Source organism: Bacillus sp. LL01 (genome assembly GCF_001037965.1).
This window is the reverse complement of the sequence record NZ_LFEL01000005.1, coordinates 127,789-142,402: the sequence shown is the minus strand read 5'-3', so window position 1 is coordinate 142,402 and position 14,614 is coordinate 127,789. Positions and strand designations below refer to the sequence as shown.

The 14,614-nt window shown below is 42.3% G+C and carries 12 protein-coding genes; 8 read left to right on the top strand and 4 right to left on the bottom strand.

The window, feature by feature from the left end; genetic code table 11:
* Positions 1–410 precede the first annotated feature (410 nt).
* From AB685_RS15805 to AB685_RS15795, 3 genes are all read left to right on the top strand, one after another.
* Complete coding sequence (locus tag AB685_RS15805; RefSeq protein ID WP_047971555.1) at positions 411–1,448, top strand: fatty acid desaturase; 1,038 nt, start codon at positions 411–413, stop codon at positions 1,446–1,448.
* 273 nt (positions 1,449–1,721) lie between these two features.
* The gene (locus AB685_RS29780; protein ID WP_053073838.1) at positions 1,722–2,276 is read left to right on the top strand and encodes a hypothetical protein; all 555 of its coding nucleotides are present in this window, start codon (positions 1,722–1,724) and stop codon (positions 2,274–2,276) included.
* Positions 2,277–2,325: 49 nt separating this feature from the next.
* A complete protein-coding gene (locus AB685_RS15795; protein WP_047971554.1) occupies positions 2,326–3,252 on the top strand; it encodes an HD domain-containing phosphohydrolase in 927 nt (308 codons plus the stop codon).
* Positions 3,253–3,284: 32 nt separating this feature from the next.
* Here the strand turns inward: AB685_RS15795 and AB685_RS15790 are convergent, their stop codons facing one another.
* From AB685_RS15790 to AB685_RS15780, 3 genes are read right to left on the bottom strand one after another with little or no spacing between them, the layout of a single operon-like run.
* Complete coding sequence (locus AB685_RS15790) at positions 3,285–3,665, bottom strand: carboxymuconolactone decarboxylase family protein (RefSeq protein WP_047971553.1); 381 nt, start codon at positions 3,663–3,665, stop codon at positions 3,285–3,287.
* A gap of 2 nt (positions 3,666–3,667) precedes the next feature.
* Positions 3,668–5,335 (bottom strand): thiamine pyrophosphate-binding protein, encoded by a 1,668-nt coding sequence (locus AB685_RS15785; RefSeq protein WP_241773316.1) that lies wholly within the window; start codon positions 5,333–5,335, stop codon positions 3,668–3,670.
* A 17-nt stretch (positions 5,336–5,352) separates the two neighbouring features.
* Positions 5,353–7,602 carry an EAL domain-containing protein gene (locus AB685_RS15780; protein WP_047971552.1) on the bottom strand — a complete coding sequence of 750 codons (2,250 nt, stop codon included), beginning with the start codon at positions 7,600–7,602 and terminating at the stop codon, positions 5,353–5,355.
* A gap of 262 nt (positions 7,603–7,864) precedes the next feature.
* Between AB685_RS15780 and AB685_RS15775 the strand changes: the two genes are divergently transcribed.
* On the top strand, positions 7,865–8,530 hold the full coding sequence (locus tag AB685_RS15775; RefSeq protein ID WP_047971551.1) for a type 1 glutamine amidotransferase domain-containing protein: 666 nt from the start codon (positions 7,865–7,867) through the stop codon (positions 8,528–8,530).
* A 112-nt stretch (positions 8,531–8,642) separates the two neighbouring features.
* Here the strand turns inward: AB685_RS15775 and AB685_RS15770 are convergent, their stop codons facing one another.
* A complete protein-coding gene (locus tag AB685_RS15770; RefSeq protein WP_047971550.1) occupies positions 8,643–10,346 on the bottom strand; it encodes a transglutaminase domain-containing protein in 1,704 nt (567 codons plus the stop codon).
* Between the two features lie 231 nt (positions 10,347–10,577).
* Between AB685_RS15770 and AB685_RS15765 the strand changes: the two genes are divergently transcribed.
* From AB685_RS15765 to AB685_RS15750, 4 genes are all read left to right on the top strand, one after another.
* A complete protein-coding gene (locus AB685_RS15765; RefSeq protein ID WP_047971549.1) occupies positions 10,578–11,573 on the top strand; it encodes a DUF1835 domain-containing protein in 996 nt (331 codons plus the stop codon).
* Positions 11,573–12,529: a DUF4097 family beta strand repeat-containing protein gene (locus AB685_RS15760; protein WP_047971548.1), complete on the top strand. Its 957-nt coding sequence runs from the start codon at positions 11,573–11,575 to the stop codon at positions 12,527–12,529. Before AB685_RS15765 ends, AB685_RS15760 begins: the two co-directional genes overlap by 1 nt.
* Complete coding sequence (locus AB685_RS15755) at positions 12,526–14,166, top strand: sensor domain-containing diguanylate cyclase (RefSeq protein ID WP_241773315.1); 1,641 nt, start codon at positions 12,526–12,528, stop codon at positions 14,164–14,166. The genes AB685_RS15760 and AB685_RS15755 overlap by 4 nt, the downstream gene beginning before the upstream one ends.
* Before the next feature lie 194 nt (positions 14,167–14,360).
* Positions 14,361–14,546 carry a hypothetical protein gene (locus AB685_RS15750; protein ID WP_047971547.1) on the top strand — a complete coding sequence of 62 codons (186 nt, stop codon included), beginning with the start codon at positions 14,361–14,363 and terminating at the stop codon, positions 14,544–14,546.
* The last annotated feature ends 68 nt before the right edge of the window (positions 14,547–14,614 follow it).

Genomic DNA, 14,614 nt, shown 5'->3' with positions numbered 1-14,614 from the left:
TATGAATCCCAGAATTCGGTTGCACGCTTCAATGGGGACTCATAGCTGTCGTATGAATCCCTAAAATTTTAATACAACTCTCCAATTGAGGTTTCATTGCAATCGAATCCCTCCAAAAATTCAAACACTCCCAATTGTGTTCAATAAAACCTGCATGCAATAGCAATGCCAGGCAAATTGCTTACCATTCAGACAGACGATTTAATATTTTTTTCTTATTTGCATAAAAAATTTTCTGTTTTCCAAAATAAAAACATCACGTCCCCCAACGGTTTTCAAGAGGTCTTACAATCCTTTACAAAAACTATATGACATTTGTCATACTCTACATATGACACCTGCTACTAACTTTATTTTTTTGTTTGGATATAATAAGTTTTAACAAGTCAACAACGAAGGGATTTGATAAAATGACTAAACTAAATGAAACGAAAAACCTGAAAAAACAAGTTGCTCCTTTCGAAAAATCACAAACTAAAAAGAGTATCTGGCAGTTAATCAATACGCTAGCGCCATTTTTCCTGTTATGGTATCTCACTTATATAAGCCTTTCTGTATCCTATTGGTTAGCGCTAGTACCAGCTATTTTCGCAGCCGGGTTCATGACACGAATCTTCATTATTTTTCACGATTGCACGCATCACTCCTTTTTCAAAAGCCGCAAGTGGAACCGTATAGTTGGAACCGCGATGGGTGTGTTAACGATGTTCCCGTTCGATCAATGGGGTCATGACCACTCCGTCCATCATGCAACAAGCGGAAATTTGGATAAGCGCGGTGTTGGTGACATCTGGACACTAACGGTAGAAGAGTATAAAGCGGCATCATTCAAAACCCGTTTAGGATACCGTCTATACCGGAATCCACTTGTAATGTTCGGTTTAGGACCAATCTACACATTCCTAATCAGAAACCGTTTTAACCGTAAGGAAGCAAGACAAAAAGAACGCAATAACTTATATCTGACAAACGTATTAATCGTTGCTGTAGCAGTATTGATGAGCTTAGCTATCGGCTGGCAGGCATTCCTGATCGTTCACGGTACAATCTTCATGATTGGAGGAAGTATCGGAATCTGGTTGTTCTATGTACAGCATACTTTTGAGGATTCCTATTTCGAAATGGATAAAGACTGGGAATATGTTTTAGCCGCAGTAGAAGGAAGCTCGTACTACAAGTTACCTAAAGTTCTGCAATTCCTGACAGGAAACATAGGTTACCATCATATTCACCATTTAAGCCCAAGGGTACCGAACTATGAACTGGAAAAGTGCCATCACAGCACACCACCACTTCAACATGTTCCAACGATAACGTTAGCAACAAGTTTAAAGTCTCTGAAGTTCCGTTTATGGGATGAAAAGAGCAAAAACTTTGTTACTTTCAGAGAAGCAAAGAAGATGATACGCAAAAGCGTGTCCTCGGTGGAAATGAAGCCGGAAGTATAAGAGTTGAAAGCAGTCCCTTTTCTGGGGCTGTTTTTTGTTTGAAAGTTCTCTAAAAATGTATATACATAAAGTTTAATATTAACCGATAAAAAGAATAGTATATGTAAGAAAAAACAAAATATTACAAAAAACATATAGATTTAACTATGCGTAACTTGTATAATTATGGTGATATATAGGAAAAAAGCACGAATATACATAATGTTACTACAGGAGAAAGTCACAGAAATTCATCGAGAGAAAAAAGAAGATTAGAAATTTAGGGGGATTACAATGAAGAGATTAGGTATGCTTGCTTTCTTTACAATTTTGTTTCTGGGGGTTTCGTTAGGTTTATCATCAAATGCTCATGCAGCGAGTGATGCTGATATTGAGAAGGCACTTGAAATCATTGATGCAGCAAACATTGAAATGGATTTGATTATTGAAACAGGTGTTCAAGATGCGGATGCTTTATGGGCTGTTTATCTTGAAGAATTAAGTGAAATGGAAAGTGAACTAGGATCTCTTAGTCAAGAGATAAAGGAATTGGAAGCAACTTTTTCAAACACTTCGGAGTCTGCTCAACAAGAAGTGTTAAATGGAGTGTTAGCTGATCTTCAACTAGAAAAAAGTCTACTAGAAGAAAGCATCACTCAAAGAACTGCACAATTTGATCAAGAGGTTGATGCAATCATCACCTACGTTTTTGATATAACTTTACAAATGACACAGGATACCATTGATGAAGTTGCAGAATATGGTGTTGTCGCTGAATGTTTCTGGAAATATGTAAGATTTGCTGATCGTTGGGCTTGGATTGATCCGGTTCGAGTAGTGAATTTTTAATTCAATTTGAAACGGATTATTTAAAGTTTAGTAAGAGGTGGGAAGTAAAGTGGCTTTTACGATAGGAAGGAAAGGGACAGGCATAGAACAAGTTAAATTCGACAACTTTGGTTTAAGTTTGCTTGCTAGGGGTGACGGAACTGAGGTAATAATCCAAACTCTGACTAGAAAAAATTTCTTTTATGTCTATCCAGCTGAAAACCCAAATGTAATGGAATTTTTCTATATAATTAGCGGAGAACTTATTTGTGAAGTAAATGGAGAGAAAATCAATCTAGGACCACAAGATTATTTCACAGCTACAGATTTAGAGGAACCAGTACATTTTACTGCATTAACAGATGTTTCATATTTATGGGTTATTACTGAACCGACCTTTTACCAACTAAGCGAGGGTGTTAGAGAGTTAAAGGAAGTTGTCGAAAAAGTAGAAAGTAGAGATGTGTACACCTTTAAGCATAGCGAAAGGGTTACACAATATTCTATAAAAATTGCCAAAAAACTATCTTTACCAAAAGTGAATTTAGAAAATTTATTTCTATCCGCAATTTTACATGACATAGGAAAAATTAATATTCCTTCTGAAATTCTTAATAAACCTTCTAAGTTAACAAATGAGGAGTTTGACCTTATTAAGAAACATCCTGCTGATGGAGCGAATATGGTAAAAGACCTATATTATGATGACAAAATTGCAACTATCATAGAACAACATCATGAGAGATTAAATGGAGTAGGGTATCCTAAAGGTTTAGTAGGAGAGGAAATACTTCTCGAAGCCCGAATCATCGCAGTCAGCGACACCTTCGACGCAATGACAGAAGACCGCGCATATCGTAATGCATTTACTCCAGAGTATGCAATCGATGAACTGCAGAGGCTTTCCCCAACCCAATACGATCCTGATGTAGTAAACGCCCTAATAGAAGTACTTCAAGAAGAAGGCAAACTAAAAGAAAAAAGCCCCAAAGCATAAAACCATGCTCCAGGGCTTTTTTTTTATTTCGCCTATTTTACCGATTCTTCTTCGGCAAAAATTACACTCGCTATTTTCATTGCTTGCACGGCTTTCGGAAAACCTGCGTAGCCGGAGCATTGAATAATGACTTCTTTGATTTGATGAACCGTAAGGCCGACTCGGAGGGAAGCCCTGATATGGACTTCCAATTGTTCAAAGGCGCCTTGGGTGATCAGGGAGCTTAAAGTTACAAGTTCTCTTTCTGCCAAGTTAAGCCCTTCGCGAGGGTAAAGTTCTCCATATCCGAAGCCGACAATCATTTCCCAGAAGTCGGGGGATATTTCTTTCATTTTCTTCATTCCTTCAAGTGCTTCAGCAGGAAACATCTTTTCAAGTGTTTCGATTCCTAATTCGTATCTATTTTTTTCCAATTTTATTGCCTCCCCATGGTAGGTGGAATTTCATCGGGGTCGACTATGACCTCGATGACGACCGGTGTTTTTTTCGTATCAACAATCGTTAAACCAAGCACAATGGCATTTTTTAAATCTAGTGGATTGTAGCATTTGAACGATTCAAGTCCCATGGAGTTGGCGAAGCCGGCGATATCCAAGGGGTGGTTGTAGATGGCTCCAATCGATTTTCCGTTCATTTTTTTCATGCCTTTTTCCACCATATCCAGTCTGCCATTATTCAAAACGATGAATAGGACAGGAGAATGATAGTTTAAAGCAGTGGAGATTTCGGTACCGTGCATGAACATGCAGCCGTCGCCGACAAGGCAGACAATCCTCTTGTCCGGTGCAGCAATTTTTGCACCAATTGAATAGCCGATTCCATGCCCCATTGCACCGAATATATCATCAAAAATAAAGCTGCCAGGCTGATAGATGTCAAAATGCTTGATTCCGTAAAAGGTGTGGCTGCCATCGTCCCCGAACACGATGCTGTCTTCAGGAAGCTCGTTGCGAACTACCTTTAAAGTCGATTCTGCAGACATGTATTCAGATGGTTTATTGAACGGAACATCCTTTACCTGTATAGGTAATAAAAACTGCGTGCTGTTGCTGGATTTTACTCCGGCAAGCTTTAATAAATGTTGCAGATTGGACCGGATATCGCCCATAACCGGAGTGGTTGGCACCTTGATGGTTTTCCCGATGAAGGTCGGGTCATAATCAAAGTGTACCAGGTGGTCCGGGTACATATCCGGTGTAAAACCTGCCGTGGACATGTCACTTAATTTCGAACCTATGACGATAAGCAGGTCCACTCCTGCTCGAAGATAGTCTGAGGCTTCTTTCGTCCCACCCAATCCGAACGCCCCAAGTGAAAGGGTGTGATTTGAAATGAAAGTGCCTTTGCCACCTGGCGTGGTCATGACGGGTATGTTCCAATGTTCAGCCATGAGCTGTATTTCTTTATATGCTCTGCTTGAATGAACACCTTTTCCCAAAAATAATAACGGGCGGGTGGCGTTCTCTAATTCCATTTTCACTCTATCGAGATTAGTGGAAATCATTTCGATTGGCTTTGGCAGGTCGAGTTCAAACGGTTCAACTTCTTCTAGTAAAACATCAAAAGGAATGGACAAGTGTACAGGCCCTTTTACACCGAACATTGCCTTTTCCAATGCATGTTGGAGAAATGGTTGAAGCATATCTCCTCGTTCCACTCTGGCGCTGAACTTGGTGACATGCTTGAACATCTCCACAAGGTCAGTACCAAATACGGAGGAATCCTGGCCCATCCCTTTACCGGTATCCTTCATGGAAGGGTGTCCTGTAATGATCAGTAAAGGAATATGGGAGGCTTTCGCTTGGCCGGCAGCGGTCAACAGATTCGTTCCCCCTGGTCCGGAAGTCCCGATGGCAACGCCGATTTTCCCGCTCATAAAGGAATAGCCTGCTGCTGCAAAGCCCGCTCCCGTTTCGTGCTTACTCAATACAAAATCAATGCCTTCTTTATCAGATGCGTAAATGATTGGTGAGATAGCCTTTCCGGGGATTCCGAATATATGATGGACATCCCATTTTCTAAAGTGTTTTGCTAAGATGGCGGCAGTAGTATCCATTTTCAATAGTGTTGCAGAAGTGTTCATTTGTAGCTTCTATCCCCTTATACGTATATTTTCTCTATCTCTTTTAATAGCATCGGGTGTAATTGCTCAAATTGTTTGACTGAGATTGGCTTACTAAAAAGATAGCCTTGGATGGTATCGCAATTATATTTCTTTAAAAAGTCCAGCTGTTCAATAGTCTCCACGCCTTCTGCAATGACCCGCAGGCCAAGGTTGTGGGCGAGGGTAATGATTGCTTTTACAATATTTACATCATTATTATCCTGCAACACATCCCTTACAAAGGAACGGTCGATTTTGAGATAGTCGATTGGAAAGCTTTTCAGATAGCTTAGTGAGCTGTAGCCTGTCCCAAAGTCATCAATGCTGATATAAACACCAAGACCTTTCAATTGCTGAAGTACTCTCAGTGAATAATCGAAATCCATCGCCATGGACTCGGTGATCTCCACCACCAAATATTTTGGATCAAGACCGGTACGTTCGAGTACACTTTGAACATGACTTACCAGATTTAGCTTGAAAAATTGGTGAGTGGAAAGATTAACGGCGACCTTAAATGGTGCCATGCCTGCATCTATCCATTTCTTGTTTTGCGCACAAGCCTCTTCTATCACCCACTCGCCAATATTGGTAATCAATCCGGTTTCTTCGGCAAGACCGATAAATTTATCCGGATAGATTAGGCCGAGGGTAGGGTGATTCCATCTAATCAGTGCTTCCACGCCTACTATATCCCCAGTCCTATTGCAGATCTGAGGTTGATAATAAAGAACAAACTCGTTGCGTTCCAAGGCTTTGCGAAGGTCTGTTTCCAGCTGCAATTCTTCCATGGAGTTATGCAGCATATCGGAAGCATACACAACGTATCTGTTCTTCCCTTGTGATTTGGCCTTATACATGGCATTATCGGCATAAACCATGAAATCTTCAAGTGTAATCAAATTATTTGGGTAAATAGCAACACCAATGCTTACGGTCGTGTGAAATTCATGGGAGTTGACGCTGAATGGCTCTTTGAATTGCTCTAACACATCGTCCGCCATTTTCATCACATAATTTTCTGACTCGAAGTCCCTCAAGAGGAAAATAAATTCATCTCCACCCATACGAGCAAGCGTATCTTTTTCCCCAAGACATCCGACCAACCTGTTTGTCACCTCAGCTAGTAAAAGATCGCCATTGGAATGACCGAACGTATCGTTGATAATCTTGAATCGGTCCAGGTCGAGGAATAGAATGGCCATCTTCGTCTCTCTTCCTAAACGGTTATCTTGAATAAGGGACTCGATTTCTTTCTGTATGTAACGTCTGTTCGGCAGACCCGTCAAATCATCGTGGTACGCCAAGTAGTTATATTTTTCTTCAATTAAATAGCGGTCCGTGATATCGCGGAATTGCCCAAAGGCACCAACGAGTTCATTCGCTTCATAGATTGGTTGCGCATCGAAAAGACAGACTACCGGGTCGCCATCGGCATTGTTAAATTTAATCTCAACATTTTCATATTTCTCCTGATTTTCAATGACTCTTTTAAAATACTTCCCGGTCAAGTTAGATTCAAAGATTGTTCTTCCGATAACGGATTCCCTTGAGCGATTGGAGATTTGTTGGGCAAAATCATTGAATTCAGTAGTAACACCATTTTCATCGGTAATGACAATGCCGTTTCTTGTCCTGCTCAACATGATCTGGTTCATGATATTCAGTTTTCTATTCTGTTTTCTAAGCAAAAGCTCTCGTTCTATGGAGTCCACCACTTGTGAAAGCATCGTCAAAAAGAGCGGGTTTTGAAACTGAATCGGCATCATGATACACACGCTGCCAAGCAGGTCATTGTTGTCTGTATAATGTAAGGCTGCCCCATAACAAGCAATCTGGTGAAAAGCTTTATGGTAATGGTGATCACCAATCAGACTGATGGGATGATTTTGTTGCAGGGCCAAACTGATTACGTTGGTACCAGTATCTTCTTGGGTAAAATGGCTTCCCTTTTTTATACCGAACCTCTCAATGGTCGATCTGATCATCTCGTCACCATCAATCTCCAATAAATACCCTTCCGCATCAGAGATCACCACGAGAATCGGCGTTCCCTTCAACGAGTCCAGCAATTTATTAGAGAAAAAGCTTACTACCGATAAAATCTCACTATAAGACTTTCGCTTACCTTCCAACTCTTCACTTGTCATAAATTTTTTCGGACTAGGAATCTCGTTAGGATCCATACCGCTCTCCAAGCACCTTCTTTTAGAAGTAGCAATAAAGTATGGTTCTTTTTCACTCATTTTCCAACACCTCAAATAATTAACAAATACGTATAATTTTATATTAAGTGTAATAGGGATAGATAGCAAAGAATAAATTACACAAATCGACATAAATTGTCGACTAGGTAAATAGAAATGGACGTTTTGAACTAGTTTTCTAGACCGGTTTAACTTTTATAAATCGGGTATAGGATTAGGAGGGTGAGTGCAATTCACGAAAAGACTTATGTAGGATGGATAAGAGTGGACACCACCACTTACACTTTAGGAGGAACTGATCATGACTAAACATATATTAATGGTAGTAACCACTGCAGATAAAATGAATAATGGACACGAAACTGGGCTCTGGCTTTCGGAGTTCGGTGAAGCGTATGTGGAATTTGCAAACAAAGGATACGAGATTACCGTTGCCAGTCCAAAGGGCGGAAAAGCACCTGTTGATGCCATAAGCTTGGAAGGTGGGGAAACACCTCAGGAGATTTTGGACACTGCGAAGCACTTGGAGAACACAATTAAACTCGATGAAATTGTGGATGTATCAATCTATGATGCAATCTTCTTACCGGGCGGACATGGCACGATGTTCGACTTTCCTGATAACGAGAAATTGCATCAATTAATACGTGACATCTATGAAACAGACAAACTGGTAGCAGCAGTATGCCACGGACCGGCCGGACTTGTTGGAGTGAAGCTTTCAGACGGAACACCACTTGTGGCAGGCAAAACCGTTACCGCATTCACAGATGATGAAGAAAGAGAAACAACCTTAGACAAGTACATGCCATTCTTATTGGAATCTCGTCTTCGTGAGCTTGGGGCAGAGTTCATTGCGAAAGATAACTGGGCAGACCACTTACAGGTCGATGGTAAGTTAATCACTGGTCAAAACCCTCAATCCACCACCAGTGTTGCAAGGGAAGTCGTAAAACAATTAGGGTAACTAAAGAACCCTGCAAGCGGTGAGAGTAGCCGCTTGCAGGGTTTATTTTTGCAAATTAAAAAGATGTTCTTTTAGACCTAGTGGTGGAAAGGTAACATAGGAACCGTTTCCATCAATACTTAACGCCAGTCCGCGTATGCGTCTTCTTGAACTCATTCGGGTCCGGATCAAAAAAGTCCTCATTAAAAGCAGCTACAAACTTATCATCACGATCAATATACCCAGAACCCCATGTCGGATCCATCTCGACCCACTCACCATCCAGGTTCGCCTCCACCCACGCGTGGTTGCCCGGCCATGGGAAGCCGGCCCGACCTTCTACATATCTCGCTTCCACACCGCTCGCCCGCATCAAGGCAATTGCGAGGTAGGCATAATCTTGGCAGACACCAGTCATTGAATCTAAAGTCTTCAGGGCGCTATCGTCCCATTCAAACTCATTATTTTTATATTTCTTCACATCATAGGTGACATTTTTGGCTACATAATCGTATATCGCTTTCGCTTTGTCGCGAGCGGACTCTTTCCCGGCCGTCAGCTCCTCAGAAAGCCTGATGATTTCCGGTGCATCCGACTGAACGCCCCGTGACGGCAACAAATCACGTTTATCCTCGGCAGATGCGGTCACCTCAAACTTGGCAAAACCATAAAACCTGAAAAAATCGCTGTTCTCCTCTTTGATCTCAGGCACATTCAGCGTCACTTCATATGCCCCAGGACCGAACCGCAAATAGAAAGAACCGTCAAATTCAAAGTTCTCCACAGGAATAACATCAAGCGCCTCATCCTCACCCTTTTTCGTACTTACATAAATGTGGGTAGTCTCGGGCCCGAATTCTGCTTCGGGGTCAATCCTGCCCTTCACAGAATAGGACCCATCTGCCTCATCGCCTCCAAATTTCGGATTTTCAAGTGTCACACCGCGCTCCTTATAGGCAGTGAAATACTCCAAGGGCTGCATTACCCGGTCGGACGCATTATCGATATAGAGGGTTGTTGCGAGCTGGTAGTAGTTTTCACGCGCCCTGTCCGGAACCATCACCTCAAGTTGATGAATTCCTTTTCCATAAAACAGAGGAATATCAAGGGAGAACTGTCCATTCTCCAACGTCACCATGTGCTTCCAAATCTCGGAGTCCTTTTTTAGGTGAAGCATGATTGTCTCCCCATCCGAAAGGTTCGCAGCCTTTCCGCTAAAAGAAACCAACTCGTTTTCTACTAACAGGGCTGACTCCACATTCACCTGAAGTCCGGCATTATGCCCAAAAGGAGTCAATGAGACATCACGCTTTGCATCTGGATGCACATTATGGACGATAAACTTGGCAGTGTCATAGTAATAGTTTTCACGGTCCGTGTCCGGTAGTTGAATGGTGACCTGATATTCTCCCTCTCCATTAAAAAGGGAAATCGTTTCGCTAAAAGCTCCGTCCCTAATCGGCACATAATACTCCATCTGGTTGCCGGTCGGCCCGTCTTCTTTGGAACGCACCTTGATCCATACAAAATCCGATTTAAAGTCAGCATACTTTTCAACAGAGCCGGCAATTTCCACCTGCCCATTTGCGCTGAACTCTTTATACACAGGAGCGCTGATTGTCGCATTCACCTCTTCTGCATAAGAAGTAAGCTCAAGCGGCTCCAGCTTCAACTCCTTATTTTTTTCATCCACAAGCTGTTCGTACTGATCTTTTACTTCTTGCTCTGCTTGAATATCGCGGTTAGTATCTTTACCGCTTGCATCCTTGTCGGAACAGGCAGAGAGGATTATGCAGCTGGTCAGAAATAACGCTGTGATGTGTTGTTTTTTTTTCATTGGGTCCTCCTTTTGGGACGGTTCTTCCGCTTCCAAATCAAAATAGCTCGCGCGATGTGTTGTGCTTCTATGTATTATGTACGTGGCATACTACTGATAGGTTTCTGATTCTATATTACTATTAAATTGGAAATCTTTGAATAGAGGGAGTGTTGCAATGTTGTGGTAGAATTACCCATCTGAAGATGTTATATTTGACTGTAGGTAAAATATTCCTTGGGGGGTGGAACCATGATAGAAAAACTGAAAGAAACCATTGAACAGCTATCAGAGAGTGAAGCGAAAACATGGCTTTTCCATACGATGCTTCGGTTGGAGCAATTACATAACATGAATGTACCAAAAGACGAGATGATGGAGACAATCCAAGATATACTCCAAGCCATCGACCACAAGCCACCGCAAAGAACCGATTTTGACACGTTGCATATTGCGGGCAGTGAATCTACTGCGGGATCACTGAGAGTGGGACTGGAAAGGAACCATAAGGTGATAGGATTCTGGGAAATGTTCGATATCGGTCCTTTAGGGGATACTAAAACTCGCCACGAATGGCTTCAGGATCATATTAATATTTATGAAGATTCCATAGAAGAGGAGTTTGGCAGGAAATTCAAGAGTGCGATGGAAGAGTTGTTCACTATTCCTGCACAATGTCCGGTCATCCTGTGGACAGCGAATAACGCACATGAACAGATTTTCCACAGGTACATCCTTCACCATCTGCGCGAATGTGAAAATGATATCTATTTAATCAATGCTTCAGACGCTTACCAAGAGCTTGAATCTTCACATCTAGCAGTATCCCATTCTGGTGAGCTGGAACCGGAGAAGATGAAGAACATTCTGCAGAAAAACTTGAGAGAACCCTTATCCACAGAAGCGATAAATCAATACGTAGACGAATGGCTTCATCTTACAGAAACCCCAGATCTGCTTCGTATTTGGAAAGAGGGGAAGATACAGGGCGTTCCAGTAAATTATTTTGACCAAGAATTGCTGTATTTTGCAAAAGAAGCCCAAATGGCATATGCAGAAAACGGATTTCTAAAAGCAGGACGAATTATTGGCGAAACATATGGTCAACTTGAAGGGAGACTCAATACCGCCATCTTGGAATACCGACTTCGAACCCTGGCCTATAAGGGTCATTTCGAGATGAGAGGCATCCCGAAATCCATTCGTCACTACAGTGTCAGGTGGAAGAATATACAGGAGGACATGTGATGAGAAAAATATTATCCTTCCTATTTGTGCTCATTTTAATAGCAATAGGGGCCACGGTCGTTACTGGTCAATTCAAGGAAACCTTCAGCTTTAATTTCAATACAACTCCAATAGAACTGGAAAAAAGAGTGAGCAGCAATGGAGTGGATGGCCTGGAAATCGATGTCACTTCCGCGGATATCAAGGTGGTGCCTGTTGATAGGGACGACATCTATGTAAAATTGTCGGGGGATGTCAGTGAGAAAAATAAGGATAAGTATAAGCTTAAAGTAAATGAAAGTTCCGGTAAGGTTCAAATTGAAGTGGTACAGCCAAAGTTTCAGGTCCAGATGGGTGTAAACATCACAGATTTGAAACTCGAGGTGGAAGTACCGAAGAAAAGCTATACAAATCTATCCACATATTCCACATCCGGTGATATCGAAATCACAGGTTTAGAAGTGGATAACATCAGAACAGAGTTGACCTCCGGGGATGTTTTGGTGGATGGAGTAAAGCTATCCGGTGATTACTCTTTCAAACTAACAAGTGGAGATGTGCGTATTGAAAACACAGAAGCAAGGGCCATCGTCATTGATGGAACGAGCGGGGATATTACCTTCAAAGAAGTTCTTGGTGATGTTCAAGTGGATACGACCTCAGGAGACATCACCATATGGAATGTATATGGCCACATCTACGTGGAAACCACATCCGGAGACATATCCATAGAAAATGAAAAGATTGCGGGGAATATGGAGGTTGAAGTTACGAGCGGAGATGTAAAGATTGAGTTCGACGAAACACCAACCTCTTTGAAAGTCGACTATAAAGGGCAATCCGGAAAAGGAACAGTGAACCTAGAAGACATACAATATACCGAAAAAAGTGACAAGGAAATTGTTGGGAAGATTGGGGACGGAGAATACCTTCTGAAGGTGCGCACGACTTCAGGTGATTTCAGGCTGAGGAATTGAATGGGGACGGTTCTACTGCTTCGGAAGCGATAGAACCGTCCCTAATATGGGGGCATTATGAAGAGATCGATAAGTTTACAGGCGCTTTATCGGCAATTTTTGCGGCATTGATTATAATTTTGACGATTGTGTTAAGCGTTGCCATTGGGCATCGTTCCAATGAAGAGGTTCGGAGTGAGATAGGGAACTCGTTGAAGGAGACCTCCTATATTATGGCAGGTAAATTGGATCATTATATGTGGTCTCGTTATGGAGAGGTCTCCATGTTGAGTACCTTATCAGAAATGAGACAGACGGAGGACCTGGAGAGTCAGCGGCAGATTCTCAACAGGCTGAAGGAGAAATTTCCTTCTTTTTCGTGGATTGGTATGACGGACAAGGCTGGAACGGTTCTGACTTCAACCGACGGAATCTTGGAAGGGGTCGACATTTCGGAACGTCCGGTGTATCAAGAAGCACAGGATAAGACTTTCATCGGCGATGTTCATGAGGCGGTGCTACTTGCGAATCTTCTTCCCAACCCTACTGGTGAAGTGATGAAGTTCGTGGATATCAGTACGCCCGTTTATGATGAAGAAAATACATTCATCGGTGTGCTTGCGGCCCATCTAAGCTGGGAGTGGGCAAAGGAAATTGAGGATTCTATGCTGGAGCCACTGCAAAAACGAAACAAAATGGAAATGTTCATTGTAAGTGGTTTGGATGATACTGTGTTGCTCGGACCGGAAGAAGAGCTCGGAAACATGCTACAACTGAAAAGTGTGGATGAAGCCCGTAAAGGGGAAAACGGATGGGTCCTGGAAAAGTGGCCGGATGGAAAAGAGTATCTGACCGGATATGTCCTTGCGAGTGGATACAAAGATTATCCGGGACTAGACTGGGTGGTTCTTGTGAGGCAACCGATTGAAGATGCTTATGCACCAATTAAGGAAGCCCTGAAATATATCTACACGGTTGGATTTATCTTGGCTGTTTTGCTTGCCATCCTGGGTTGGATCGTTGCCGGTAAAATTACTTCCCCACTAAAAAATATCACAGCCGCTGCAGACCAGCTGAGACGGGGGGAGTTGGTAACAATCCTTGCCCACAGAGGAATCAAGGAAATAGAAGTACTCTCGTATTCTCTGAAAAAACTGATCTCCAAGCTTACAAAAACGGAGACTGAGCTTGAGAGAATGGAAGATGTCGCCCTCCGCGACCATCTGACCGGTCTTCCGAATCGAATCGCACTTTATGATTTTATAGAGGAAACGATGAAAAAGAATCATCCATTCACAGTCCTCTATATGGACCTAGACGGTTTCAAAAAAGTGAATGACACCCTCGGGCATGAAGCGGGTGACCTTCTGTTGAAAGATGTGAGTGAGAGATTGAAGGATGCGGTACCTGCAGAAGGTCTGGTTGCCAGAATGGGTGGAGATGAATTTGTCATCGTCCTGCCGTCAACAACCGACGAGCAAAAAGAAGGAATGAGAGTGGGGGAACACGTTATCACTTCCATTAACAAGCCTTACCTCATCACTGGACAAACAGTTTTGGTCGGCTGCAGTATCGGAGGCGCGGTCTGGAAGTCCGGAACTTCCGTTGCCGGAGAGGTTAACGAAGTAATCAGGAGAGCGGATGAATCACTGTATTAGGTGAAGCGTACCGGCAAGAACAGAATCAAATTTTAAAGGAGAGGAGGAGTTCCACGAGATGCAAAGTCTTTGGAACTCCTTTTTTTGTGTGGAACTAAAGGTAAAACCAAAGGTTCAGCCAGAAAAATGATAATAACTCAAGAATCATGTATACTAAGCTAAAAGAGCCAATAACCGAAGGGGGATAACGCCCGATGAAATACTTTAAATCACAAATGAAGCAGCTCATTAAAGACAATGATGAATTGCAGCAACGCTTAAGAGAATTGATGGACGAGCACGGCCTGGAGAAAAACTTTGCCCTTAAAGCTCTCTATCATTCCGAAGTGGCAGAAGGCGGAAAATATCAGACGGATTATCAAGCGCTGGACAAAGATTGATTTGTTTGGATTTGTTTGGGGACGGTTCTCTTGCTTCAGAAGCAAGAGAACCGTCCCGGTTTAAAATA